Origin of the sequence: Archangium minus, from assembly GCF_044360475.1 — a bacterium.
GTDB classification, from domain to species: Bacteria; Myxococcota; Myxococcia; order Myxococcales; family Myxococcaceae; genus Archangium; species Archangium minus.
In genome coordinates, this window is the sequence record NZ_CP043494.1 from 845,936 (window position 1) to 870,856 (window position 24,921).

Annotated in this window: 19 protein-coding genes; 13 read left to right on the forward strand and 6 right to left on the reverse strand. The window is 68.0% G+C overall.

Annotated elements, in window-relative coordinates:
* The first annotated feature begins 8 nt into the window (after window positions 1–8).
* Window positions 9–1,922, forward strand: coding sequence for a potassium transporter Kup (locus F0U60_RS03565; protein WP_395813949.1), 1,914 nt, complete (start codon window positions 9–11; stop codon window positions 1,920–1,922).
* A gap of 153 nt (window positions 1,923–2,075) precedes the next feature.
* On the forward strand, window positions 2,076–4,049 hold the full coding sequence (locus tag F0U60_RS03570; protein WP_395813951.1) for an HYR domain-containing protein: 1,974 nt from the start codon (window positions 2,076–2,078) through the stop codon (window positions 4,047–4,049).
* Between the two features lie 49 nt (window positions 4,050–4,098).
* Here F0U60_RS03570 and F0U60_RS03575 read toward each other — a convergent pair whose 3' ends face one another.
* A complete protein-coding gene (locus F0U60_RS03575) occupies window positions 4,099–4,833 on the reverse strand; it encodes a metallophosphoesterase (RefSeq protein ID WP_395813953.1) in 735 nt (244 codons plus the stop codon).
* Between the two features lie 236 nt (window positions 4,834–5,069).
* On the opposite strand from F0U60_RS03575, the gene F0U60_RS03580 reads away from it, so the two are divergent.
* The 5 genes from F0U60_RS03580 to F0U60_RS03600 all read left to right on the forward strand — a co-directional run bounded on the left by F0U60_RS03580 (window position 5,070) and on the right by F0U60_RS03600 (window position 10,951).
* Window positions 5,070–6,677 (forward strand): N-acetylmuramoyl-L-alanine amidase, encoded by a 1,608-nt coding sequence (locus tag F0U60_RS03580; RefSeq protein ID WP_395813955.1) that lies wholly within the window; start codon window positions 5,070–5,072, stop codon window positions 6,675–6,677.
* Window positions 6,678–6,912: 235 nt separating this feature from the next.
* Window positions 6,913–8,523, forward strand: coding sequence for an N-acetylmuramoyl-L-alanine amidase (locus F0U60_RS03585; RefSeq protein ID WP_395813957.1), 1,611 nt, complete (start codon window positions 6,913–6,915; stop codon window positions 8,521–8,523).
* A gap of 12 nt (window positions 8,524–8,535) precedes the next feature.
* Window positions 8,536–9,684 carry an LpqB family beta-propeller domain-containing protein gene (locus F0U60_RS03590; RefSeq protein WP_395813959.1) on the forward strand — a complete coding sequence of 383 codons (1,149 nt, stop codon included), beginning with the start codon at window positions 8,536–8,538 and terminating at the stop codon, window positions 9,682–9,684.
* Window positions 9,685–9,830: 146 nt separating this feature from the next.
* Window positions 9,831–10,463 carry a TetR/AcrR family transcriptional regulator gene (locus tag F0U60_RS03595; protein WP_395813961.1) on the forward strand — a complete coding sequence of 211 codons (633 nt, stop codon included), beginning with the start codon at window positions 9,831–9,833 and terminating at the stop codon, window positions 10,461–10,463.
* A 2-nt stretch (window positions 10,464–10,465) separates the two neighbouring features.
* Window positions 10,466–10,951: a VOC family protein gene (locus F0U60_RS03600; protein WP_395813963.1), complete on the forward strand. Its 486-nt coding sequence runs from the start codon at window positions 10,466–10,468 to the stop codon at window positions 10,949–10,951.
* 18 nt (window positions 10,952–10,969) lie between these two features.
* On the opposite strand, the gene F0U60_RS03605 is transcribed toward F0U60_RS03600, so the two are convergent.
* The 5 genes from F0U60_RS03605 to F0U60_RS03625 all read right to left on the reverse strand — a co-directional run bounded on the left by F0U60_RS03605 (window position 10,970) and on the right by F0U60_RS03625 (window position 16,133).
* Window positions 10,970–11,668, reverse strand: coding sequence for a class I SAM-dependent methyltransferase (locus F0U60_RS03605; protein ID WP_395813965.1), 699 nt, complete (start codon window positions 11,666–11,668; stop codon window positions 10,970–10,972).
* A 211-nt stretch (window positions 11,669–11,879) separates the two neighbouring features.
* Window positions 11,880–12,737 (reverse strand): carboxypeptidase regulatory-like domain-containing protein, encoded by an 858-nt coding sequence (locus F0U60_RS03610; protein ID WP_395813967.1) that lies wholly within the window; start codon window positions 12,735–12,737, stop codon window positions 11,880–11,882.
* Window positions 12,738–12,919: 182 nt separating this feature from the next.
* The gene (locus F0U60_RS03615) at window positions 12,920–14,155 is read right to left on the reverse strand and encodes a hypothetical protein (RefSeq protein WP_395813969.1); all 1,236 of its coding nucleotides are present in this window, start codon (window positions 14,153–14,155) and stop codon (window positions 12,920–12,922) included.
* Window positions 14,156–14,286: 131 nt separating this feature from the next.
* Window positions 14,287–14,958 (reverse strand): DsbA family protein, encoded by a 672-nt coding sequence (locus tag F0U60_RS03620; protein WP_395813971.1) that lies wholly within the window; start codon window positions 14,956–14,958, stop codon window positions 14,287–14,289.
* 137 nt (window positions 14,959–15,095) lie between these two features.
* Window positions 15,096–16,133: a RimK family alpha-L-glutamate ligase gene (locus tag F0U60_RS03625; RefSeq protein WP_395813973.1), complete on the reverse strand. Its 1,038-nt coding sequence runs from the start codon at window positions 16,131–16,133 to the stop codon at window positions 15,096–15,098.
* 69 nt (window positions 16,134–16,202) lie between these two features.
* Here F0U60_RS03625 and F0U60_RS03630 point away from each other — a divergent pair, with 69 nt between their 5' ends.
* The 6 genes from F0U60_RS03630 (at window position 16,203) to ileS (ending at window position 24,803) form a co-directional block, all read left to right on the forward strand.
* Entirely contained in the window at window positions 16,203–17,651 is a 1,449-nt protein-coding gene (locus F0U60_RS03630) for a sigma 54-interacting transcriptional regulator (protein ID WP_395825946.1), read from the forward strand.
* Between the two features lie 110 nt (window positions 17,652–17,761).
* Window positions 17,762–18,604: a TadE family protein gene (locus tag F0U60_RS03635; RefSeq protein WP_395813975.1), complete on the forward strand. Its 843-nt coding sequence runs from the start codon at window positions 17,762–17,764 to the stop codon at window positions 18,602–18,604.
* Window positions 18,604–20,181 carry a pilus assembly protein TadG-related protein gene (locus F0U60_RS03640; protein WP_395813977.1) on the forward strand — a complete coding sequence of 526 codons (1,578 nt, stop codon included), beginning with the start codon at window positions 18,604–18,606 and terminating at the stop codon, window positions 20,179–20,181. The genes F0U60_RS03635 and F0U60_RS03640 overlap by 1 nt, the downstream gene beginning before the upstream one ends.
* Window positions 20,175–21,128: a TadE family protein gene (locus tag F0U60_RS03645; protein ID WP_395813979.1), complete on the forward strand. Its 954-nt coding sequence runs from the start codon at window positions 20,175–20,177 to the stop codon at window positions 21,126–21,128. Before F0U60_RS03640 ends, F0U60_RS03645 begins: the two co-directional genes overlap by 7 nt.
* Window positions 21,125–21,859 (forward strand): hypothetical protein, encoded by a 735-nt coding sequence (locus tag F0U60_RS03650; protein ID WP_395813981.1) that lies wholly within the window; start codon window positions 21,125–21,127, stop codon window positions 21,857–21,859. The genes F0U60_RS03645 and F0U60_RS03650 overlap by 4 nt, the downstream gene beginning before the upstream one ends.
* A gap of 52 nt (window positions 21,860–21,911) precedes the next feature.
* Window positions 21,912–24,803 carry an isoleucine--tRNA ligase gene (gene ileS, locus F0U60_RS03655; RefSeq protein ID WP_395813983.1) on the forward strand — a complete coding sequence of 964 codons (2,892 nt, stop codon included), beginning with the start codon at window positions 21,912–21,914 and terminating at the stop codon, window positions 24,801–24,803.
* Window positions 24,804–24,921: the final 118 nt, after the last annotated feature.

Genomic DNA, 24,921 nt, shown 5'->3' on the forward strand with positions numbered 1-24,921 from the left:
AAGCGCCCATGAGTGCACCGTCACGCTCCACCCCCGCTGTACCGGCTGCCACGGAGACGTCCAAACGTGTCGCCACGCTGGCATTGGGGGCGTTGGGCATCGTTTACGGAGACATCGGTACCAGCCCGCTGTACGCGCTGCGCGAGTGCTTCAGCGGCTCGCACGGGGTGCAGCCGACGCACGAGAACGTGCTGGGGGTGCTGTCGCTCGTCTTCTGGGCGCTCATCATCGTGGTGTCGGTGAAGTACCTCGTCTTCGTGATGAGGGCGGACAACCGGGGCGAGGGCGGGATTCTCGCGCTGATGGCGCTGGCGATGCAGCGCAAGCGGGGCGAGGAGGTGAAGGTCCGGCCGGTGGTGGTGACGCTGGGAGTCTTCGGCGCGTCGCTGCTGTATGGGGATGGGTTGATCACCCCGGCCATCTCGGTGCTGAGCGCGGTGGAGGGCCTGAGCGTGGCCACGCCGTTCTTCGAGCCGTACATCCAGCCGCTGACCATCATCATCCTGGTGGGCCTGTTCATGATTCAGCGGCACGGGACGGCGGGGATTGGCGCCATCTTCGGGCCCTTCATGCTGGTGTGGTTCCTCACGCTGGCGGTGCTGGGTGTCCGGGAGATGGTGTCGTACCCGGCGGTGGTGTGGGCTGTGTCTCCCCTGCACGCGGTGCGCTTCTTCCTGCACAACGAGGGGCACGGCTTCCTGGTGCTGGGCGCGGTGTTCCTGGTGGTGACGGGGGGTGAGGCGCTCTACGCGGACATGGGCCACTTCGGGTGGAGGCCCATCAAGTGGGCGTGGTTCGTGCTGGTGCTGCCGGCGCTGATGCTCAACTACATGGGGCAGGGGGCGCTGCTGCTGCGCGACCCGAGCAAGGCGTCCAACCCCTTCTTCTACCTGGCGCCGAGCTGGGCGCTCTACCCGCTGGTGGTGCTGGCCACGGGGGCGACGGTCATCGCCTCGCAGGCGCTCATCTCGGGGGCGTTCTCGCTCACCCAGCAGGCCATTCAGCTGGGCTACACCCCGCGCCTGGAGGTGGTGCACACCTCGGCGGAGGAGCGGGGGCAGATCTACCTGCCGGGCATCAACCTGGCGCTGCTGGTGGGCATCATCCTGCTGGTGCTGGGCTTCAAGTCGTCCAGCAACCTGGCGGCGGCGTACGGCATCTCGGTGACGACGACGATGACCATCACCACGGTGCTGGCGTACGTGGTGGCGCGCGAGCGCTGGAACGTGTCGCGGGCCGTGGCGTTGCCGGTGGCGGCGCTGTTCCTGGTGGTGGACGTGTCCTTCTGGGGGTCCAACCTGGTGAAGATCGCCGCGGGCGGCTGGTTCCCGCTGCTGATGGCGCTGTTCGTGTTCACGCTGATGACGACGTGGAAGAAGGGGCGGGACATCCTGGCCAACCGGCTGCGAGGCAACAGCATCCCGCTGAAGCAGCTCCTGGGGAGCTTCGGGGACCATCCGCCGGTGCGGGTGCCGGGCACGGCCATCTTCATGACGGGCAACCCGGAGGGCACGCCGCCGGCGCTGCTGCACAACCTCAAGCACAACAAGGTGCTGCACGAGCAGGTGATGTTGCTGACCATCGCCTCGGAGGAGGTGCCGCACGTGCCGCCCGAGGAGCGGGTGGAGGTCATCAAGCTGGAGGAGGGCTTCGTGCGGGTGATTGCCCGCTACGGCTTCATGGAGAACCCGAGCATCCCGGACATCCTCAAGCGGGCCCGGGAGAAGGGGCTGCAGTTCAACCTGATGGGGACGTCGTTCTTCCTGGGCCGCGAGACGCTCATTCCCAGCAAGAAGCCGGGAATGGCGATGTGGCGCGAGGCGCTGTTCTCGTGGATGTCGCGCAACGCACGCAGCGCGACGGCGTACTTCCGGATTCCGCCCAACCGGGTGGTGGAGCTGGGAGCCCAGGTGGAGTTGTAGGGTGGACGGGAGCCGCGCCGGGTTCGTCACGCAGCGGACGTGAGACCCCCGGCCGCTGGACATTGCAGCGCGAGCACGCTCCTCGCGTGAGGCACGCAATCACTACTGATTTGCCCAGCGTGGGTGCTGCGTTGCCCACGCTGGGGAATCTTCATGCTCGCATGCTCGCCTGCTCGCTTGTCCGGCCCGCTCTCCGGTTTTGGTGTGTGGTTGTCCATCCTGACGCTCGTTGGCCTCGTGTCCGGTTGCGGTGTTTATGACGAGGGCAGGGGGTCGCGCTCCCGCGGTCATGACGCGCCCGGGCTGGAGTCTCCCCCGCGGCCCCGCCCCGGGACTCCGACTCCCCAGGCACCTCCCGGGGTTCCCTCCTCCTCGCAGCGCGGCGGCTTCGTCGTCGTGACGGGGGATGACGCCGACGACCTGTGGCACTGTGAGGAGCGCCGCTGCGGTGGCCTCTTTCCCTCGCTCTTCCGCGCCGCGCTCGCCCGCTCGCGCTCGGGGGGCCACGGCATCCTCGCCATCGGCGTCAACGGAGGGCAGGCGTTGAGTGCCTTCAATGGTTGGAACGACGCCTCGAATGGTGGCCCCGGCGCTCGCGTCACCCACGCGCGCACGGTTGAGGCCATCTCCCAGGTGGACTTCAACCAGTTTGCCTTCGTCTACCTGCCCTCGGCGGACAAGCACACCGAGGGCGGTCTCTCCGCGCGGCAGATCTCCGCTCTCAACACGCGCCAGCCGGACCTCGCGCACTTCATCAACGAGCGAGGTGGCTCGCTCATCGCGCTCACCCAGGCCGAGGTCCACGGGGGTTGGGGTTTCCTCCCCCTGCCGCTGGACACCTCGGACATCACCTTCGACTTCGCCGAGCCCACCGCCGAGCTCCACGAGTTCGCGCCCACCATCAGCTCCGCCGAGCTCAGCCACAAGTCCTTCCACAACGTCTTCACCGGGCCGAGTGGTTTCTCGGGCCTGCGCGTGCTCGCGTACAACAACGAGGTCTACAACCCGCACTCGGGCCGGCCGGTGATGCTCGGAGGCTCGGCCGTCATCCTCACCGCGGAGAACTGCGCGGACGGGCGCGACAACGATGGGGACGGTGCGGCGGACAGCGCGGACACGGACTGCCACGTGTGCGGCAATGGCACCGTGGACCCCGGCGAGGCCTGTGACGATGGCAACCCCAGGGCGGGGGATGGTTGCGACGCCTCGTGCAAGTGGGAGAACGAGAACCACGCGCCTGACGCCACCTGCCAGGATGCGTCCGTGTGCACGGACCTGGGCGTGTGCGTCGCCACGGTCAGCGACCTGGCCACCGGCTCGGACGCGGATGGGGACGCGCTCTCGTGGAGCCTGAGCCCGAAGGGGCCGTATGCCCCGGGTGAGTACGGTGTCCGCGTCACCGCCTCGGATGGTCGCGCGCAGGATGCGTGCTGGTCTCGGGTGAAGGTGCGCGACTGTGAGGCCCCCTCGCTCGCGTGCCCCTCGGACTTCCGCGTGGAGTGCTCGGGTCAGGGCTTGGCTCGCGTGAATCCGCCGGAGGCCACCGCCACGGACAACTGTGGCCCGGCTACGGTGACGCCGCCGGCCTCGCGTGCTCTGCCCATGGGCTCGCACACGCTCGAGTACTCGGCGGTGGATGCTGCCGGCAACACCGCGACGTGTGCTCCCACCGTCACCGTGGTGGACACGCTGCCGCCTGAGGTTTCCCTGGCACCGCCCGCTCCCGTCTGGCCCGCTGATCAGCGCTACCAGATCGTTCGCCTCGAGGACTGCATCCAGGTGCGCGACGTGTGCGACGGCGGCCTCACGCCGAATGGGACCTCCGCCTCCATCTCCTGCATCTCCTCCGATGAGGCCCGGAGCAGCTCCGCTGAGCCGGACGTCCTCTTCGTGGACGCCACCACCGTGAAGGTCCGCGCGGACCGCTCGGCCAGCGGAGATGGTCGCGTGTACTCGCTCCACTTCGAGGTGCGCGACACGGCCGGCAATGTCACCCGGGGCGTGTGCCCCGTGGGCGTGCCCGTGGCTTCCGGCGGTGCTCCCGCGCAGGACAGCGGCGAGGTGTGGCGCTCCTGCCGCCCCGACGAGGGGGCTCCGCGCTGGAAGCCCATTTCGTTGGCGCAGTGAGACCGGTACCCTCACCCCAGCCCTCTCCCGGAGGGAGAGGGGGCATCGGCTACTCGTCGAGCAGCATCGGCGAGAAGCCCGCCGCATCGCACGAGGCCAGCACGTAGCGAATCCCGGCTCGCTCTCCCGTGAAGCCGGCTGGGATGCCTCCTGCGTGCAGGTGCCCGTACACGCACACCTTCGGCTTGAACGCCTCGATGGGCCCCAGGAACGCCGTGGGCTTCTCGTTCGCGTACATCGGCGGGAAGTGCACCGCGACCACCCTCGTCAGCGGCTCGGCGCTCTCCTTCTCCTTCTTCTCCGCGTCGGCAATGGACGTCATCAGCCGTCGCGTCTCCCGCTCCACGTACCCCGCGTCCCCCTGCTCGTCCCCCATCTCCCCGCCCGGCATCGGCGGGGCCTCGGGCGCCGTCCACAGCCGCGTGCCCGCGATGACCCACCGCCCAATGACGAAGGCGCTGTTGTGCAGGAAGCCCTCCAGCGTCTTGTACGGCTCCAGCAGCTTGCGCAGCTTCGACGCCGAGTCTCCCCACCAATAGTCGTGGTTGCCGCGCACCAGCACCTTGCGTCCCGGCCGCTCGTCCAACCACTTCAAATCGTCCAGCACCTCCGTGGGCCGCGTGGCCCACGAGATGTCTCCCACCACCAGCACCACGTCCTCGGGACGCACCTTCTCGTCCCAGGCGCGCTGCAGCGGCAGCGGGTGCTCCGTCCACCCGAAGCGGTGCATGTCCTTATTGCGTGTGGAGGGAAGGTGGGTGTCCCCGATGGCGAAGAGACGCATGCCCCACTCCTAACTCAGCCCGCTCCCCGCGTCGCCTACGACATGCCCCCTCGCCGGGTCACCCTCCGGGCCGACGGATGCTCGAACCTTCAACATTTCCATGTATTTCTTGATTTTATATTCAGTCGAAGTTTCCATGTACATCAAGAAAAGGCATGATGCCCGGTGCGCTCCCGCCCCCTTGTAGGAGCGGAGGCGTCGCTTCATCCCTCGTACCCCCCCAAGGAGTGCTGAGCATGCACCCGTTCCGTAAGCCGATGGTGGCCACGCTGGCCGCCGCGCTCTCGCTGGCCGCGTGTGGTCCGCAGGAGCCCATCCCCGCCCCCGAGGCCCCCGCCGCCGTCGAGGACTCGCGCACCCCCGCGCAGCGCGAGGCCGAGCGCACCCCGTACGAGCTGGACAGTGCCTTCGCCCAGGCCGCCGCCGAGTTCCGTGTTCCGGCCGACCTGCTCAAGGCCATCTCCTACACCGAGACGCACTGGGAGATGGTGAAGGGCGAGGTGGAGTTCGAGGGCATGCCGGCGGCGTACGGCCTGATGGCCCTGCGTGGCGGAAACGTGACGCTCGCGGCGCGCCTCTTGGGCGTGTCCGAGGAGGCGGTGCGCACCGAGCCGCTGCACAACATCCGGGGCGCGGCGGCGCTGCTGTCCGCGTATGCCGATGAGCTGAAGGTGGAGCGCGAGGACCTGGGCGCGTGGGCGCCGGCCGCCGCGAAGCTCAGTGGCATCACGCACAGCGGAGCGCAGGCGCAGTACATCCACAACCAGGTGTACGACGTGCTGCGCAAGGGCGCGGTGGCGAGCACGCCCGAGGGCAAGGTGGCGGTGTCGCTGAGGCCCACGCAGGTGCAGGCGCAGTTTGCCTCGCCGGGCGTGCACGCGATGGCCACGGGTCCGGACTACGCCGCCGCTATCTGGCGCCCCTCTCCCAACTTCGGCCCTCGTCCCACGGACAGCACCGGTGACGTGCAGATCGTCGTCATCCACACGTGTGAGAGCGGCTACTCGGGTTGCTGGAACTGGCTGACCGATACCGCCTCGGGTGTGAGCGCGCACTACGTGGTGAACGAGAGCGGCTCGGAGATTTCGCAGCTGGTGCGCGAGGCCGATCGCGGTTGGCATGTGGGCGCCAAGTACGACTGCAACCTCAACGACAGCAAGATGTGCGACCTGCAGAACGTGTCGGTGAACCACTTCGCGGTGGGCATCGAGCACGGCGGCTACGCCAGCCAGGCGTCCTTCCCGGCCGGGCAGATTGACGCCTCGGCGAAGCTGACGTGCGACATCACCAAGGACCAGGGGATCGTCCCCGACAGCTACCACATCGTGGCGCACGGGCGCTTGCAGCCGGCCAGCCGCACGGACCCGGGTCCCAACTGGCCGTGGGCCACGTACATCAGCAAGGTGCAGGACTACTGCAATCCCCCGCTGATCATCGACAGCAACAACGCCAACAACGACTCCTCCAAGGGCTACGTCGAGGTGTCGGCGAACTGGGCGTCAGCATCTGCGACGGCGGGCTACTACGGCTCGGGCTACTACTCCGCCTCCACCGCGGCGGTGTCCGATCCTGCGACGTTCTACTTCTACCTGCCGGCCGCGGCGACGAAGACGATCGACGCCTGGTGGACGGCGGGGACGAACCGTTCCAGCACGGCGCCCTTCCTCATCACGAACGCCAGCGGAACGCAGCTGGCCAAGGTGAGCGTGAATCAGCAGACGGGTGGTGGCACCTGGAACACGCTCGGTACCTGGAGCTTCCCGGCCGGCTGGAACAAGGTGCAGCTCAGCCGGTGGACCACGTCGGGCTACGTGGTCATCGCGGACGCCATCCGCGTGCGCTGAGGTCGTGACGCGCTGACCCGGAGCAGGGGCGGGTGGGTCCTCGCCCTGCTCCGTGGACCGCGTCACCTCAGGGGGGATGACCACTTCAGGATAATTTTCTTGAATGATTGGGTTCCAAGAAATTCGTGCTTCCCAAGTGGTCCGGGAAAAGGCATCTTCTCGGGACTCCAAACGATAATGAGTGCGGAGTCACTGCTTCGTTCCGTTGTTAATTCCCCCCCCGAGGAGTGCTGACATGCACCCGTTCCGTAAGCCGATGGTGGCCACGCTGGCCGCCGCGCTCTCGTTGGCTGCCTGCGGTCCGCAGGAGCCCACCCCCGCCCCCGAGACCCCTGCTGCCGTCGAGGACTCGCGTACCCCCGCGCAGCGCGAGGCCGAGCGCACCCCGTATGAGCTGGACAGCGCCTTCGCCCAGGCCGCCGCCGAGTTCCGCGTTCCGGCGGACCTGCTCAAGGCCATTTCCTACGCTGAGACGCACTGGGAGATGGTGAAGGGCGAGGTGGAGTTCGAGGGCATGCCGGCGGCGTATGGCCTGATGGCCCTGCGCGGTGAGAAGCTCTCCGAGGGCGCGCGCCTGGCGGGCGTGTCCGAGGAGGCGGTGCGCACCCAGCCGCGGGAGAACATCCGCGCCGCCGCGGCGCTGCTGTCCGCGTACGCCGACGAGCTGAAGCTGGACCGCTCGGACCTGGGCGCGTGGGCTCCGGCCGCCGTGAAGCTCAGTGGCATCACCCACGCCGAAGCGCAGGCCCAGTACGTCCACTCCCAGGTGTATGACGTGCTGCGCAAGGGCGCGGTGGCGAGCACGCCCGGGGGCGCGGTGGCGGTGTCGCTGATGCCCACGCAGGTGCAGGCGCAGTACGCCTCGCCCAGCAGGCACGCGATGAGCGCGGACTACGGGCCCGCCATCTGGCGCGCCTCGCCCAACTACAACGCGCGTCCGGCGGGCACGGACATCTCGATGATCGTCATCCACACCTGTGAGGGGGGCTACTCGGGCTGCTGGAGCTGGCTGGCCAACTCGTCCGCCGGAGCCAGCGCGCACTACGTGGTGAACGAGTCAGGTTCGGAAATCACCCAGCTGGTGGCCGAGACCAACCGCGCCTGGCACGTGGCGGCCAGCTACGATTGCAGCCTCAACGGCAGCGTGATGTGCGGCCTCAACGGCTCGTCGGTGAACAACTTCTCGGTGGGCATCGAGCACGGTGGCTACGCCAGCCAGGCGTCCTTCCCCGCGGGGCAGATCGACGCCTCGGCGAAGCTCTCGTGCGACATCTCCCGCGACCGGACCGTGGTGCGCGACAGCTACCACATCGTGGCGCACGGCCGCCTGCAGCCCTACAACCGCACGGATCCGGGTCCCAACTGGCCGTGGTCCACGTACATCAGCAAGATCAAGTCCTACTGCGGTGACACCACCCCCACCACGGGGTTGATCATCGACAGCAACCAGGCCAACAACGACACCTCCAAGGGCTACGTCGAGGTGTCGGCCAACTGGGCGTCCTCGTCCTCGACGACGGGCTACTACGGCTCGGGCTACTACTACGCCAGCACCCAGCCCATCTCGGACGCGGCGGTCTTCTACTTCTACATGCCGGCGGCGGGCTCGAAGACGATCGACGCATGGTGGACCTCGGGCACCAACCGCTCGACGGCCGCGCCCTTCATCATCACCAACGCGAGCGGCACCAACCTGGCCACGGTGAAGGTGAACCAGCAGGCGGGTGGTAGCTCCTGGCAGACGCTGGGCACCTGGAGCTTCCCGGCCGGCTGGAACAAGGTGCAGCTCAGCCGGTGGGCCCCCGAGGGCTACGTGGTCATCGCGGACGCCATCCGCGTGCGGTAGTGGTGTGACGTGATGACTCGGGACTTCGCGAAGCAGGCGTGGCGGGGTGGAGCGCGGCGACTGGCCGTGCTCGCCCTGCTCGGGGCTGGATGCAAGGCGGGCATGTGTGGCGGCGGAGCATCCGGCTCCGGGCCCCTCACCGAGCAGGAGCGGCGGGGGATGCCAGGAGTCATCGCCTTCGTGTCGGAGCGGGGACCGCAGAAGGATGTCTGGCTGGTGCGGCCCACGGGCGAGGAGTCCCAGCTCACGCGAGGTCCCGAGGATGAATTCACCGGCGAGCCATCTCCGGATGGTGCGTCGCTGGTGGTGGTGGCCTCGGCGGAGATCAGCGGGCTGCACGTGGAGCAGCTGCGGCTGGCGCCGTTGGATGGGAGCCCGGTGGTGATGTTGACGGAGCCGCGGGGCCGGGCGCGCAACCCGAGCTGGGCTCCAGACGGCTCCTGGTTTGTGGCCGAGTCGGACGCGCAGGGCTTCAGCGACGTGGTGCGGCAGGCGCCGCGCGCGGGCGCGGAGGTGACGCGGCTGGCGACGGCGCGTGAGGGCAACTTCGAGCCGAGCGTGTCGCCGGACGGGACGCAGGTGGCGTTCGTGTCCAGCCGCGAGGGGGACCCGGAAATCTACGTGATGAAGGCGGATGGGTCGGACGTGCGCCGGCTGACGGCCTTCCACAGGGAGGACATGGCGCCGCGTTGGAGCCCGGACGGGAAGTGGATTTCATTCCTGAGCGACCGCGAGGGGCGCATGCGGGTGTTCGTGGTGAAGCCGGACGGGACGGAGCTCCGGTCCGTGTCGGGGAGCGGGACGACGGGTGAGGAGCGCGAGCCGGCATGGAGCCCGGACGGGAAGAAGCTGGCCTTCGTGGCGCGGGGGAAGGAGCCGAACGGGAAGGCGCGCATCTGGGTGGCGAACGTGGAGGCGGGTGGGGAGCCGGTGGCGCTGACGGATGGGAAGAGCACGGATGACCAGCCGGCGTGGAGCCCGGATGGGAAGTACCTGGTGTTTCCGTCGGAGCGCACGGGAGACGTGGAGCTGTTCCTGATGCGGGCGGATGGCAGCGGCCAGACGCAGCTGACGAAGTCGAAGGGCGCGGATTGGCTGCCGCGCTGGTTTGTGCCCAAGGCCCCGCTCCCCACGGGAGCGACGCAGGCCCAGGGCTCCTGACCTACGGGACATTCTAGGGAAGCCCGCTTCGCCTGCGGTGAGGCGGGCGGCTGTGCGGGCAGGGTGCGCCTCGAGGGCGATGTCCCCCGGGTTGACGCCATACCAACCAGTAGGTATATCTAGCGTACCAACCAGTTGGTATGCTCATGAGCACCGCGCCTCTTCCTCACGACTCCAAGACGAAGTTCCTCGACGCGGCCCTGCAGGTCATCCGGACCAAGGGCTACACGGCGACCCGAGTTGAGGACGTCTGCGCGGTGGCGGGCCTCACCAAGGGGAGCTTCTTTCACCACTTCAAGAGCAAGGAAGAGCTCGCGCTCGCGGCGGCCGACCACTTCGCGGCGATGGCCGATCAGGTGTTCGCCTCCGGGCCCTATCAGCGCTCGGAGGATCCGCTCGAGCGACTGCTCGGCTACGTCGACTTCCGCATCGCGCTCCTGCGGGGTGCGCTACCGGACTTCACGTGCCTGCTCGGGATGATGGTGCAGGAGGCGTACGACACGCATCCGGCGATCCGCGCCACCTGTGACAAGCACCTCAGCGCGCACGCCACGATGCTGGCGCGGGACATCGCCGAGGCCAAGGCGCGCTACGCGCCGGACGCACCGTGGACTCCGGAGAGCCTCGGGGTGTTCATGCAGACGGTCATCCAGGGCGCGTTCATCCTCGCCAAGGCGAAGCAGGGTCCCGAGGTCGCGGCCGAGTCGCTGCGCCACCTGCGCCGGTATCTCCAAACGCAGTTCACAACGCAGTCCACCCCTCACCGCGAAGGAGCATGACCATGGCAAGCCCCCAGAAGATCACGCCGTTCTTGTGGTTCAACCAGGAGGCGGAGGAGGCAGCGAACTTCTATGTGTCGCTCTTCGAGGATTCGAAGATCCTGAGCGTCGTTCGTCATGGTGACGCGGGACCGGGCCCCAAGGGGTCGGTCATGGTGGTGGAGTTTCAGCTCGCGGGTCAGCGGTTCCAGGCGTTGAACGGCGGCCCGACCTTCAAGTTCACCGAGGCCATCTCCCTGCTCGTGAACTGCGACTCGCAGGAGGAGATCGACACGTTGTGGTCCAAGCTGACCGCGAACGGGGGACAGGAGGTCGAGTGTGGCTGGCTCAAGGACAGGTTCGGTCTCTCCTGGCAGATCGTCCCCTCCAGGTTCTTCCAGATGATGCAGGACAAGGACCCGAAGCGGTCGCAGCGCGTGATGCAGGCCATGCTGACCATGAAGAAGTTCAACATCGCGCGCCTCGAGGAGGCGTACGCCCAGGCGTAGCGACACCTCCGCGCCGCGTCAGTCCCGGCGCGTGAGGAAGGCCTTGAAGTCCAACGAGGCGAAGAGCAGGCGCGGCGAGCCGAGCCCGGCCCGGCCGAGCAGCTCGAACAGCGCGGCCTCGGACTCAGGAGGCCGGAGGGACGCGCGCGCCTTGCGTCGGAGCTCCAGGACCTCGGGCGAACCGCCGTTCGCCCGGCACACCTCCGCCTCCACCGCCTGGAGCACCGGATCCGCGCCCACCCGTCCTCCAATGATGCAGGGCGCCCCGGGCTTGAGCCGCCGCGTCACCTCACGCAGCAATGCCAGACGGTCCTCCTCTTCATCCACGTGGTGGAGGACGCCAATCATCTCCGCCCCATCGAACAGGGGCTCCGGCGGAAGGTCTCGCAGGTGACCGGTCAGCAGCCGCGTGCGCTCCAGGAGGCCCGCGGCGGCCAGCCGCTTCTCGGCGACGGCCAGCATGTCCGCGGACGGATCCACGCCCGTGAAGCGCCAGCCCGGCGCTCCATATCGAGCGTAGGGGAGCACGTCTTGCCCCGTCCCCACGCCCACGCACAGCACCGAGGCCACGTCTCGTCCCGCCAGGGCCGTTGTCATCGCCGCGGCGCTCAGCTCGTGCATTGCCTGGTAGCCAGCGATGTAGGCCGTCGACTGGGCATCGTACACGGCGGCCCGCTGGGCCCCGAACTTGTGCGCCATCGCTTCATTCGCGTGCATGAGATCCTCCGCCGCCCGGTTACGGGCGGGTGTTTGAGCTACCCGGAGGATGCTGCGAGGGCCGAGGCCGCGGCAGAGCGGGGATTGAGATTGGATCGGCGTGGATTTCGACCTCCGGCCACACTTTTCTCCAACTTGTCCGACAGTCGGACAACTGCGCCCGGAGGGTCTCCTGCGCAGTCTGCCCGGGTTTCGCTGCCCTGAAGGGGACCTACGGAGGGGTGCTGCCCGGGAACAGGGTGAGGACGAGCCCCCTGCCCGGAATGGCTCCCGCGTTGCGGGGCAGGTAGTCCTGGCTGTCCTGGATGGACAGGGTGAAGGTCTCCGCCGCCGCGCCGGAGTGCACGTAGATGAAGAGGCCGGTGGCGCTGGTGGCGTCCTGGCTGGCGCTCTGGAAGTCCGGGGCGGGGTAGTAGATGCGGTGGGCGAGCTCTCCGGGCTCCAGCACGACGCGAGCGCCCGCGACGGGAGCGCCGGACGCATCCACGACGCGGCCGAGGACGAAGCCGGCATCGCGCAGCGTGCGGGCCCGGTCTTCCGTGTGGGTGCGGATCCCCATCTCGCCGACGGCGCGAGTCAGGGCGTCGTGGAAGGTGTTGGGCAGCGCCCAGGCCTCGGCTCCGATGATGTCGGTGCGCGGCCGGGTGCGGGTGAAGGCGGTGTCGAAGACGACGCTGGAGCTGCGCACGAAGCCCTCATGCTCGAGGCTGGCGGCGAGGCTCAGGTGGATGTTGCGCACGGGCACGTCGGCCACGGAGAACCCGCCGTCGGAGCCGATGCTGCCCTGGCCAAAAACAGACTCCGCGTCACTCACGCCGACGCGCAGGGGCTCCTCGATGGTGAGGGCGACCCCTTCGAGCGTGGGGACCGCTTGGCCCTGGGCTTCGAGCAGGCGAGCGGCCTCAGGGAAGACCTCGGCACGGCCGGAGACGGTGATGGTCAGGTGGTCGAGGTCCACCTTCGTACTGTCACTGCGATCAACACCGGGATCCGGGTCTGTACCCGGGCCACAGGCGGTTGGGGCCATCCCAAAGAGAGCGCAGCAAAGGATGAGACTCGGACGCTTCATGACTGCGTGCCAAGCTCTTCACGCTTCCGTGGGTCGGCAATCCATCCCGGGTCCCAGACGTCCCGTGGGCAACGAAACAGTCCGCCTTCCGAGTGCTCACAGGTGGAAAACACAGAGGGCCGCCCCTGCCTCGCGAGAGGAAGAGAGCGGCCCTCGGATGATGGCCTGCTGAACGTTACGACTTACTTGCGACGGCCCCAGCCATTGCCGTTACCGCCGCCATTTCCGCTGTTGCCGCCACCGCTGTTGCCGCCACCGCTGCCCCAGCCGCCACCATTGCCGCCACCGCCGCTGCTGCCGCGCGGAGGAGGTGGCGTGTCGCTGCCACCACCGCTGTTGCTGCCACCGCTGCCCCAGCCGCCACCACGGCCGCCGCCGCTGTTGCCGCGCGGAGGAGGCGTGTCGCTGCCGCCACCGCTGTTGCCGCCACCGCTGCCCCAACCGCCGCCATTACCGCGTGGAGGCGGGGGCGTGTCGTTGCCGCCGCCGCTGTTGCCGCCACTGTTGCCCCAGCCACCACCCCGAGACGGCTTGTCGTCGTCACGGTCCCGGTCAGGGCCGCGGCCGGGGTTGCCCGCAGGAGGCGTGGTGCCGCCGTTGCCCCAGCCACCGCCGGGCTTTCCGGGCGGGTTCGTGTTCGGGCCACCCGGATTGCCATTGCCACCGCCCGGGTTGGACGGAGGATTCGGGTTGCCCCAGCCACCACCACTCGTCGGAGGCGGGCTGCCGGTGCCCGTGCCCGGAGGAGGATTCGGGTTGCCCCAGCCACCACCGCTCGTCGGAGGCCGGCTGCCGGTACCCGTGCCTGGAGGAGGAGGATTGGGGGTGCCCCAGCCGCCACCGCTCGTCGGAGGCCGGTTGCCGTAGCCGGAGCCCGGAGGAGGCGGAGGCCGGCTGGAGTTGTCACCCCAGCCACCGCCATGCGAGGCCGGAGGCCGGTTCGGGCGACCACCGCCCACGGGCGAGGCGTCGTGCGAGTTATCCCCCCAGCCACCGGAGGAGCGCGGCGGCGGGGGCGGCCGGTAGTTGTTGTAGACGTACACCGAGCGGCCGCGATCCCAGCGGTACGTGCTGCCCGAGTACGTGTGCGGGAAGTAGTCGTGGTTGTGGCGCCCGTGCATGTAGCAGGAGCCGCCGTCCGGCAGGGGGTGGTAGTCGAGGTACCAGACCACGCGCGGGCCCCGGTAGACGTACACATTGTCCGCGTACGTGTAGGCGTCGATGTCCTCGGGCGTGTAGCCATGGACGTGGCCGTACTGCTCCGTGCACCAGCCGCCGTACGGGTCGGGGTGCGCTCCCGAGTAGTGGTACTCGGTGGAGATGGTCGAGGAGTAGTGGCCGGGTTGGTGGTAGTGGGCAACACAGCCGCTTCCCATCAACAGGGCAGTCGGGACTGTGAGAACGAGAAGGCGACGCATGGAGGTTCTCCGGGGCCGGAGCCGAAGCCGGCCCGCCCATTTCATCATGGCGACGACAGGGATGCAGACGGGCGGGTCGGAGGAATATTCAACACCCCGTTCCCCGCCCGTGACGCCTCGGAGGTCGGTGCCTAGTGCACCATGCGCTCAGACGAGCCGGAGCGCGGGGTGTGCAGTTTGCCAAGGCAGGTGAGGATGTGCTCGCGGTACTCGGACACCTCGCGCAGGCCGCACACCATCCACCGGCCGGCGATGACGAGCGTGGGCACCCCGCGCACGCCCCGGCTGGCGGCCAGCTGGTGCTCGTCGAGGATGAGCTTGCGCGTGTTCTGCGACTGGTACGCCGCCGAGAAGGGGCCCATGTCCAGGCCCACGCGGCTGGCCAGCTCGAAGATGACGTCTGTGCGCGTCACGTTGACGCCTTGCTCCAGCGCCGCGTGCTGCATGGCGCGCGCAAGGTACGCCCTCGCCGTGGGGCCTTGCAGCCGCGCCGCCTCGAGCGCCGCCAGCGCCGGGATGCTGGAGCGGGGCGCATCTCCGCCCTGCCACAGCTCCGTCGACAGCAGCTTCGCCACCGGCTCTGGCTCCTGCTGGGCCCGCTGCACCTCCTCCGTCAGCCCTCGCAGCTCTTTCTCCGTGGGCCGCTTGTCATGCAGCCGCAGTGGGTAGGGGCGCACGCGCCAGCGGAGGATGTCTCCGAACTCATGCTTGAGGGACTCCAGCCGCAGGTCGGCCAGATAGCACCAGGAGCACAACACATCCTGGTAGATGGTGATCTGCAGCGGCTTGGACAGGGGCTTCATGTGCGAGCCCCCACAGATTACGAAGGCCGCACTCCCACTGCCAATCCCCTCCGACACTTCGCGGACGTGCCCATTCCCAAGAGGGCCGAGCAAGAGGCTCGTCCGCCCGCCTGCCCCGCGTGCGGTGCCGCCCTGCGTTAGAGCGTCGGACGCGAGTAGGCGGCTGTGCGGGCGCTGGCGAAGGCGAGCGCGTGGTCCATCATCGCTCCGGCGATGTCCTGCCCGGTCGCCTTCTCCAGGCCCTCGAAGCCCGGGCTGGAGTTGAGCTCCATCAGCCGGGGCCCCGCGCGTCCCTCGAGCATGTCCACACCGGCGATCTCCAACCCGAGCAGGCGCGCGGCTCGCACCGCCACGTCTATATATGCGGGGGACAGCTCCACGGGGTGGCCCTCGCCGCCGCGGTGGATGTTGGAGCGGAACTCGCCCTTCTTGGCCCGCCGCCGCATGGCGCCTACCACCTTGTCGCCCACCACCAGGGCGCGCACGTCCCGGCCCTTGCTCTCGGCCACGAACTCCTGGAGCACCACCTCCTGCCCCAGGTCCCAGAAGGTGTTGACGATGGTCTGCAGCTCCTGGAGCGAGTGGGCGATCATCACCCCCACACCCTGCGTGCCGCGCAGCAGCTTGATGATGACCGGCAGCCCGCCCACCTCCTCCACGAGCTTGCGCACATTGCTGCGGTCATGCGCCATCACCGTCCGGGGCACGTCCAGCCCGCTTCGGCACAGCAGCTGGAGCGCCCGTAGCTTGTCGCGGCTCTGGGAGATGGGCCCGGCGCCATTGAGCACCGGCACGCCCATCATCTCGAAGTGGTTCACCACCGCCAGGCCGTAGCCGGTGATGGAGGCGCCAATGCGCGGAATCACCACGTCCACGCCCTTGATGTCCACCCCGCGGTAGAGCATCCGCGGCTGGCCCGGGGCGAGCACCATGGTGCAGCGCAGGGTGTCCAGCACCAACGGCCGGTGGCCACGCTGTTTGATGGCCTCCACCATCCGCCGGGTGGAGTACAGGGACCGCTTGCGCGAGAGGATGACCACCGTCTTCTTGAGCCGAGGGCGGCGGGGGGCCTCTGGGGGCGGGGTGTCGGACGGCCTCGGCTCGACGGGACGCGCGGGGGCTTCCGGGCGGGCCCTGGTAGGCGCCTTCTTGGACGAGACCTTCTTGGCGGGCATGGAAGAGGTTCGACCCTAGCACGGCCAGGGACGGGCCGTGTCCGTGGTGTTTGTTATCATCCCATAATGATGAGTCCTCATGAACCGCACCCGGACGACATCCTCACCAATCCGGGGGAGAACGGTCTCGACTCCATCGTCGCACCTCCCGACGGTGGAGCAGGCTCCGGCACCGAGGTCCTGGTGCTGGAGACACGCGCCACGCTCAAGCTGCGCAAGTGTCGCATCCAGGTGACGGCCGGCCCGGATGACGGCAAGTCCCTGGTGTCCGACAAGGAGCGCCTGCGCTGTGGGGCCCACCCCACCAACGACCTGGTGCTCGCGGAGGATCGCACCGCCAGCCGCCACCACTTCGAAATCATCAACACCGAGCGGGGCTGGCTCCTGGTGGACCTCAACTCCACCAATGGCACCTTCCTGGATGGCCGGCGCATCGAGCGCGCCTACCTCTCCAGCGGCTCGCAGATCCGCGCCGGCTCCTCGACGCTCGCCTTCGCCCCTATCGACGAGGAGGTGTCCGTTGAGCCGGATCGCGAGGGCGAGTTGTGCGGGCTGGTGGGACAGAGCGTGAAGATGCGGCAGGTGTTCGCGCTCATCAAGAAGATCGCCCCCATGGACATCTCCGTCATCATTGGCGGGGAGACGGGCTCGGGGAAGGAGCTGGTGGCGCGGGCCATCCACGAGCTGAGTGGCCGCAAGAAGGGGCCCATGGTGGTGCTGGACTGCGGCGCCATTCCGCCCAACCTCATTGAGAGCGAGCTGTTCGGCCACGAGAAGGGGGCCTTCACGGGGGCCACGACGGCGCGGCCGGGGGCCTTCGAGCGGGCGCACGGGGGCACCATCTTCCTGGACGAGCTGGGCGAGCTGCGGTTGGACCTGCAGCCCAAGCTTCTGCGCGTGCTGGAGAACCGCGAGGTGCGGCGCGTGGGCGGCAACGACATCGTGGAGGTGGACTGCCGAGTGATTGCCGCCACCAACCGCGACCTGCAGAAGGAGATAGCGGCGGGCAACTTCCGCGAGGACCTCTTCTTCCGCCTCTCCGTCATCAACCTCCAGCTGCCGCCCCTGCGCGAGCGCCGCGAGGACATTCCCCTGATCCTCAAGCGGTTGCTGGCGGACTCGGAGGTGCTGGCGCGGCACGGCCGCAAGTGGATTTCCCCCGAGGCCCTGTCGTTGTTGATGGCCTACGGGTGGCCGGGCAACGTGCGCGAGCTGGTGAACGTTCTCTCCCACGTGCTCGCCTTCAGCGAGGGCGAGGAGGTGTTGCCCGAGCACCTGCCGCCTCGCGTCCGGGGCCAGGCGCGCGAGGGGCCGCTGCCCTTCAACGAGCACCTCACCTTTAAGGACGCCAAGGAGCAACTCTTGGAGAACTTCGAACGAGAATACATCACCAGCGTTCTCACCCGCTGTGAGGGCAACCTCTCCCGCGCAGCGCGTGAGAGTGGCCTTCACCGCAAGTCCATTGAGCGTTTGGTGAAGAAGTACCAGTTGGATGCAAAGGGCATGAAGCCGCGCTGATGCAATGTGTCGGCCGAGGGGGGGAGGCAACCGGGCGAGCGGCGTCCGTCCAGCATCCGTCCAGTTGACCGATGGGAAGGCCCCGGGTGGAGTGGGAGAAGCGCACCGATATGAGTACCGAGGACTGCCCCCCCCAGGTGAGTACCGAGGACTGCCCCCTCCAGGGACGTGAATCCGGTCAGGCGTCCGTGGAAGCGGCGTTGACGCTGCCGCTGGTCATCTTCCTGGTGCTGGGGACGCTGCAGCTCTTCATGATGTTGCAGGGCCGCATCATCGCCGAGTACGCGGCCTTCGAGGCGGTGCGGGCTGGCAGCCGCAACCACGGCAACTGCGTGCCCATGGTGCATGCGGCCCTGGCCGGGTTGCTGCCCAGCGTGACGCCCTACCTGGGGAATGGGGGTGGCAATCCAGCGGAGAAGCTGGCCGAGGCCTGGGCGGCGCGCATCGGCTCCAATCCCGCCCAGCCAGATCCCAAGTACGTGCCCAAGCGCGGGTTCGACGTCAGACATGACGGGCCCATCTTCTGGCTGGTACGCGAGTCTCCCCGGGGCGCGGCTCTGGCGTTCGCCGGACAGGAGGACCCCGAGTTCGATCTCCCCAAGGGAGACGGCTCGGAGGCCATGCGCCTGGAGGTGCGCCTCATTTATTGGTACCGGCTGCGCATCCCCTTCGCGGACTGGGTCATCAGCCGGATGACCCTGGCCCACATGGGGTTGAAGAACTACGACGCCGTCAACCCGCTGATGCCGGCGGATGTGAAGGCGGGCTGGAAGCAAGAGCCCGGGACCGTTGTGAACCTGGACCCGCTCATCCGGGACGAGCTGCTCTCCCGGGTCAACTCCCGCCAGTACGTGTTCCCCATCCAGGCCACCTACGGCATGCGGATGATGACGCCCGTGCGCAAGGCGTTCTTCGAGCAGCAGAACTGTGCGCCCGCTCCGGAGGGGCTGTGATGAAACGCCGTGGCCAGACGCTGGTGGTGTTCGCGCTCACCCTGCTGCTGCTGGTGTTGATGGTGATGATGACGCTCTCCATCGGCATGAAGGTGAAGGAGAAGATGGAGCTGCAGACGATGGCGGATGCCGCCGCCTACTCCAACGCGGTGGCCACCGCGCGCGCCTTCAACTCCATCTCGCTGATGAACCGCGCGCTGATGGGGCACATGGTGGCGATGACGGGCGTGGAGAGCCTCATCTCCTGGAGCGGCTATTACCGGGGCTCCATCCACGGCGCGGTCGAGGCCTACAACATGGCCTCCCTGCCCTACGTGGCGCTGCTCTCGAGCTGCACGAGCAATCCCGCGCTCTGCAAGTGTGCCACCAAGGCCCTTCTGGACATCGCCGAGACGCAGAAGGACTTGCAGGACAAGGAGCGCGACCTCAAGGGGGACTGGGAGGGCCCGGACAAGGACGCGGGTGAAGAGGCCAAGGGGCTGCAGATCTCCTCCATCTCGAAGGAGCAGCAAGACGTCTACACGAAGCTCACCGAGCGCGTCATCGACGCGGGGCTCGCGAAGAAGATCGTCGAGGAGGCCCAGGCGGGCTCCCGGTTCGGCGAGGAATTCGTGGCGCAGGTGAGCAAGGTCAACAAGCGGGAGCTCGAAGGCGGTTGGGGCTGTGATGGCGAGGGCGCCGCCTGCTCCCGCCGTAACGCGGGCAGGAAGCTGCACTTCGTCGATGCCGCCATGGGCAGCCGCGGTTACCCCTTCGTCACCCGTCGCGGGGCGGGTGATCCCATCAAGCGGAAGTTGCAGACCCTCCTGCCTGATGAGGACCGTGTCATGGGTGTCTCCAACGAGGGCAGTGGCTATTTCCCGGCCGAGGGGAAGAAGACGCACGCCGCGAACCCCATCGACGCCACCGAGGTCTGGGCGGACGATCACGGTAACGTGCGCATCCAATTCAACCGGGGCGACTCGCCGTGCCCGAGATCGAGCTTGGGGACGGGTTCTGCCGAGTCGCACGTGCGTAGCAACCATGAGGGGGATTCCTCGGATCAGCACCAGTGGACCGGAGGCGGCGACGAGGACGCCCAGCACCACACCATGGGCGAGTGCACGCAGTGCCCTGGCATGTGGCCGTCGCACATGGACTACAACTACAACCTGGTGACGAGGGATACGGACAACTGGGGTCAGCCCAAGAACTACGCCGTCATCCAGCGTGACTACGGGAAGCGCCCACCCAAGCGCGCGGACCCGTGGAACCTCTTCTTCCGCTTCCGCTTCTCCCCGAGCCGGGAGGCGGTCGAGTTCGACAACAGCGGCATCAAGCTGTCCGAGGTCAACGGCGGCACGGACATCTCCAAGGCCACGGCGCTCTCCGCGGGCATCACCTACTACAAGCGCGCGGGCCCCCACTGGCGCGAGCCGCCCAACTTCCTCAACCCCTTCTGGCGGGCCACGCTCGTGTCGGCCCACGTGGATGAGCAGGGCAAGAACGAGGATGTGCAGGCGGCGCTGCAGGCCGTCGCGCCCTTTACCGCCGAGGCCTACGAGGCGCTCAAGAAGAAGGGGTACGAGGGATGGTAAGGCTCCACGGTAGGGCTTCACCGCGCGGCCAGAGCACCACGGAGCTGGCGCTCGGGCTGCTCGTCTTCGTCACCGTGCTCATCTTCGGCATCCACTTCGCCGAGATTGGCTACCTGTCCCTCAAGGTGCAGGAGGCGGCCACCAGCGCCTTGTGGGATACCACCAGCGCGCAGATGCACGAGCTGCCGAAGAACTTCGACCACCTCACCCAGCTCATCAGCTCGAACACGCCGGGCAAGAACGCCACCGAGCGCTACAAGGACTTCGACGGCCGCACCTCGAAGCAGGGGCAGGCGAAGCTGGCCCAGCTCTTCACCTCGGCCGAGGGCCTGAACGTCACGTGTAGCGAGGCGGGAGGCATCGCCTTCGAGCCGTCCGAGTCCACCCAGGACCAAGTCTACAAGAACGTGGGAGGGATGCGCTGCAACGCCCGGGCGGAGCTCTCCCCTGTGAAGGCGTTCACCCGCAGCTTCCTGGACAAGGGGCAAGGGGCCTTCTTCGGTGTGCCGCACTACACCGGGGCCGTCATCCCCGTGTGCGGCCTGGGCCGCGCGAAGGGGGGCCAGTGCGAAGGGGGCTTTGGCATCCTCCTCGATGATTGGGGGCTCTCCAGCGAGGCGGAGTCCAAGGAGTGCCATCTGGGGATGGATGGTTGCGCTAACGAGGCCTACTTCAAGTCCGCGAAGGTGGTTTACGACAAGCACAACACGGTGTCCGGCAAAGCGGAGAAGCTGGCGAAGACCATCGTGGATGAGGCCCCCATTGACCCGGGCAAGTTCTTCATGAGCTTCCGAGGTGAGGAGAGCGACTTCCAGGAGAATGGGCCCGGCGGCGATAGCGATCCGAACGACTGGCGGACGACGCCGGGCAAGAAGAGCCGCAGCCCGGAGTACGACAAGGCCTATGGGCGGCGTCAGCCGTGCTTCCTGGGGAACGCATGCGAGTGAGCGCTCGGACAGGCCTGCTGCTCCTGGCGGTGTTGTGGGCCGCGGGCGTCGCGTCCGCGCAGCAGTCGGGCTTCACCTGGGACGTGCCTCGGGTGCTGGAGTCGGTGGAGGTGCCGGGAGTGATGCGGGCCGACGGCATCCCGGTGAAGCTGCGCTCGGTGAAGAGCGCGGAGAAGCCCCAGGTCATCCTCCAGCACCTGGTGCGCACCTTCGAGGCCGCGGGCTTCTACATTCCCCCGGATAAACACCGCACCCAGTGGCTCGCGGAGCCTCAGCTCACCGCGCTGGATACGGAGCGGCTCATCTCCTACACCTTCGTGTTGCAGCCCAACCCGGACGGCACCACCACCGTGGTGCTGGGCGAGGCCAACCTCGGAATGGCCCGGCGCGAGCAGTCCGCCTTCGCTCCCGTCTTCCCCGGCGGGACGGATCTGATGCAGAGCGAGATGGAGGGCGCGCGCACGATGACGTACCTGGCCAATGCGGAACCGGAGAAGGTCCAGGCCTTCTACGTGTCGGCGCTCGGCTCGGCGGGTTACTCCGAGGACTCCAACTCCAGCGGAACGTGGCGCAAGGGCTCGGAGGAGCTGCGTGTGTCGGTGCGCCCGGTCAAGGTGGGCCGGGTGGCGGTGATCGTCCTGCGCCGCACCGTCGTCGAGGACGCGCTGCAGCCCGCCGTGCGGGAAGGTCCCCGGTCGACCAGCCCAAAGGCCGGCGCGGACAAGCGCTGAACCGCCTGACTGGAATTGAAGCGGCCGGAGGCGCGTGTTACGGCCAGAGGCCATGAGCGACACCGGCGTACCCCCGAAGGACTACAAAGACTCAGTCAATCTCCCGAAGACGGATTTCCCCATGAAGGGGAACCTGGCCCAGCTGGAGCCGAAGATGCTCGGCTGGTGGGCGGAGAAGGGCATTTGGGGGAAGATTCTCGAGCGGCGTCAGGGCGCGGAGCCTTTCGTGCTGACGGACGGGCCCCCCTACGCCAACGGGCACATCCACGCGGGCCACGCGCTGAACAAGGTCCTCAAGGACATCGTGGTGAAGTACCGCAACCTCGCGGGCCGCCGGTGCGACTACATCCCCGGCTGGGACACCCACGGTCTGCCCATTGAGCAGGCCGTCGAGAAGCGGCTGAAGGACAAGAAGATCGACAAGCGCACGCTGGACCGGGAGGCCTTCCTGGAGCAGTGCCGCGCGTATGCGATGGAGTTCATCGACATCCAGCGCACCGAGTTCAAGCGTCTGGGCATCCTGGGGGACTGGGAGCACCCGTACCGCACGCTCGACTTCTCCTACGAGGCGCAGGAAATCCGCGAGCTGGCCACCTTCGCGAAGCGGGGCATGCTCTACCGGCGCAAGAAGCCGGTGTACTTCTGCGTCTACGACCAGACGGCGCTGGCCGAGGCCGAGGTGGAGTACGAGGAGCACGCGAGCCCCTCGGTGTACGTGGCCTTCCCCGCGGGTCCCGAGGTGTACGAGAAGGTGCCGGCGCTGAAGGGGAAGAACGTCTCCTTCGTCATCTGGACCACGACGCCCTGGACGCTGCCGGCCAACCTGGCCATCGCGCTGAACGCCGAGTACGAGTACGTGTTCTACGCGCTCGGCGATCGCGTCATCTGCGTGGCCAAGGACCTGCTGCCCAAGGTGCTGGCCGAGGTGAAGGCGGACGAGCTGGCGGTGAAGAACGTGAAGCTGCCGGGCGGTGAGGTGTCGGCGGCGGCGCTGGTGGACCCCGAGCGAATCATCGCCTACGCGCGCGGTGACGAGCTGGAGGGCTGCACCTACCAGCACTTCTTCTACGAGCGGCAGGGCCGCATCCTCCTGGGCGAGCACGTGACGCTCGAGGCCGGTACGGGCCTGGTGCACACGGCGCCCGGGCATGGCCAGGAGGACTACGAGGTCGGCTTGAAGTACGGGCTCGACATCTACAACCCGGTGCGCCACGACGGCCGCTATGACGAGAGCGTGGGCGAGTGGCTGGCGGGCAAGAAGGTCTTCGAGGCCAACGCGGTCATCATCGACGCGCTGGCCGACAAGGGCGTGCTGCTCAACGACAAGACAGACAAGGTCGAGCACAGCTACCCGCACTGCTGGCGCTGCCACAACCCGGTGATTCTGAGCGCGACGTACCAGTGGTTCATCCCGCTGGACAAGCCGCTCGCGGGAGGGAAGACGTTCCGCCAGCAGGTGCTGGACGAGGTGGACCGGGTGCAGTGGGTGCCCTCGTGGGGGCACAGCCGCATCCGGGGCATGCTGGAGACGCGTCCAGACTGGTGCATCAGCCGCCAGCGGACGTGGGGCGTGCCCATCCCCATCGCGTACTGCGAGGGCTGCGAGGAGGCGGTCATCTCCCCGGAGTTGATGGGGAAGGTGGCCGAGGCGGTGGAGAAGGAGGGCGCGGGCGTGTGGTACCGCACGCCGGTGAGGGAGTTCCTCCCCTCGGGCTATGCGTGCCAGAAGTGCGGCAAGACCGAGTTCCGCCGCGAGACGGACATCCTGGATGTGTGGTTCGACTCGGCGTGCGCGTTCAGCGCGGTGTCGGAGCGGCGGCAGCGGATTCCGGCGGACCTGTTCCTCGAGGGCAGCGACCAGCACCGGGGTTGGTTCCACTCGTCCATCCTGGTGTCGGTGGGGACGCGCGACGTGTCGCCCTACAAGGCGTGCCTGACGCACGGCTTCGTGGTGGACGGGGCGGGCGAGAAGATGTCGAAGAGCCGCGGCAACGTGGTGGCCCCGGAGAAGATCATCCAGCAGTACGGCGCCGAGGTGCTGCGGCTGTGGGTGGCCTCGAGCGACTACCGCAACGACGTGCGCCTGTCGGACCAGATTCTCAAGGGCCTCTCCGAGGGCTACCGGAAGATTCGCAACACCATCCGGTACGCGCTGAGCAACCTGTATGACTTCGACCCGGCGAAGGACGCGGTGAAGGCAGACGCGCTGCTGCCGCTGGACACGTGGGCGAGGGGCCGGCTGGCGGAGGTGGTGGCGCGGGTGCGCAAAGCGTACGAGGCGTACGAGTTCCACCTGGTGTACGCGACGGTGGTGGACTTCTGCGCGGGTGACCTGTCGGCGGTGTACTTCGACATCCTGAAGGACCGGCTGTACACGACGAAGGCGACGGGCCCCGGGCGGCGCAGCGCGCAGACGGTGCTACACGAGGTGGCGACGGTGCTGCTGCAGCTCCTCGCGCCGGTGATGAGCTTCACGGCGGAGGAGGCGTGGCAGTACCTGCCGGGGAAGAAGGCGGACAGCGTGTACCTGACGGACTTCCCGGAGCCGGCGGTGAAGGTGGATGCGGCGCTGGCGGAGCGGTACGAGAAGCTCTTCGCAGTGCGCAGCGCGGTGCAGGGCCTGCTGGAGGCGGCGCGCCGGGACAAGATGATTGGCTCGTCGCTGGAGGCGCGAGTGGTGCTGAGCGCGAGCGGCAAGGCGCGGGAGTTCCTGAAGGCCAATGAGGCGGAGCTGCCGGCGCTGCTCATCGTGAGCCAGGTGGAGCTGGCGGACGCGGCGGGGGAGAAGGCGCAGGCGCTGAACGTGGCGCAGGCGCTGGGCGAGGACGTGAAGGCAGAGGTGCTGCCAGCGAAGGGCGAGAAGTGCCCGCGCTGCTGGACCTACTCCGAGCAGGTCGCGTCGGGCGCAACCGTCTGTGAGAAGTGCCAGCAGGCGCTGAGCTGAAAATGCTTATAACCTCGAGTTCCAATTTCTGCGCACGAACTGAGGGCCCAACTCGGGTTTCATCTCTTTTGTCATGGTGGTATGGGTGCACACTTGCCTAACGATCTGAGTATATTGA

Excerpts from the sequence above, each read along its gene's own strand:
- F0U60_RS03580 (WP_395813955.1), top strand. The coding sequence starts at position 5,070 with ATGCACCCGTTCCGTAAGCCGATGGTGGCCACGCTGGCCGCCGCGCTC.
- F0U60_RS03620 (WP_395813971.1), bottom strand. The coding sequence starts at position 14,958 with ATGAAGCCCCTGTCCAAGCCGCTGCAGATCACCATCTACCAGGATGTG.
- F0U60_RS03585 (WP_395813957.1), top strand. The coding sequence starts at position 6,913 with ATGCACCCGTTCCGTAAGCCGATGGTGGCCACGCTGGCCGCCGCGCTC.
- F0U60_RS03625 (WP_395813973.1), bottom strand. The coding sequence starts at position 16,133 with ATGCCCGCCAAGAAGGTCTCGTCCAAGAAGGCGCCTACCAGGGCCCGC.
- F0U60_RS03565 (WP_395813949.1), top strand. The coding sequence starts at position 9 with ATGAGTGCACCGTCACGCTCCACCCCCGCTGTACCGGCTGCCACGGAG.
- F0U60_RS03610 (WP_395813967.1), bottom strand. The coding sequence starts at position 12,737 with ATGAAGCGTCCGAGTCTCATCCTTTGCTGCGCTCTCTTTGGGATGGCC.
- F0U60_RS03645 (WP_395813979.1), top strand. The coding sequence starts at position 20,175 with ATGGTAAGGCTCCACGGTAGGGCTTCACCGCGCGGCCAGAGCACCACG.
- F0U60_RS03590 (WP_395813959.1), top strand. The coding sequence starts at position 8,536 with ATGACTCGGGACTTCGCGAAGCAGGCGTGGCGGGGTGGAGCGCGGCGA.
- ileS (WP_395813983.1), top strand. The coding sequence starts at position 21,912 with ATGAGCGACACCGGCGTACCCCCGAAGGACTACAAAGACTCAGTCAAT.
- F0U60_RS03600 (WP_395813963.1), top strand. The coding sequence starts at position 10,466 with ATGGCAAGCCCCCAGAAGATCACGCCGTTCTTGTGGTTCAACCAGGAG.
- F0U60_RS03605 (WP_395813965.1), bottom strand. The coding sequence starts at position 11,668 with ATGCACGCGAATGAAGCGATGGCGCACAAGTTCGGGGCCCAGCGGGCC.
- F0U60_RS03635 (WP_395813975.1), top strand. The coding sequence starts at position 17,762 with ATGAGTACCGAGGACTGCCCCCCCCAGGTGAGTACCGAGGACTGCCCC.
- F0U60_RS03570 (WP_395813951.1), top strand. The coding sequence starts at position 2,076 with ATGCTCGCATGCTCGCCTGCTCGCTTGTCCGGCCCGCTCTCCGGTTTT.
- F0U60_RS03595 (WP_395813961.1), top strand. The coding sequence starts at position 9,831 with ATGAGCACCGCGCCTCTTCCTCACGACTCCAAGACGAAGTTCCTCGAC.
- F0U60_RS03575 (WP_395813953.1), bottom strand. The coding sequence starts at position 4,833 with ATGCGTCTCTTCGCCATCGGGGACACCCACCTTCCCTCCACACGCAAT.
- F0U60_RS03640 (WP_395813977.1), top strand. The coding sequence starts at position 18,604 with ATGAAACGCCGTGGCCAGACGCTGGTGGTGTTCGCGCTCACCCTGCTG.
- F0U60_RS03615 (WP_395813969.1), bottom strand. The coding sequence starts at position 14,155 with ATGCGTCGCCTTCTCGTTCTCACAGTCCCGACTGCCCTGTTGATGGGA.
- F0U60_RS03630 (WP_395825946.1), top strand. The coding sequence starts at position 16,203 with ATGAGTCCTCATGAACCGCACCCGGACGACATCCTCACCAATCCGGGG.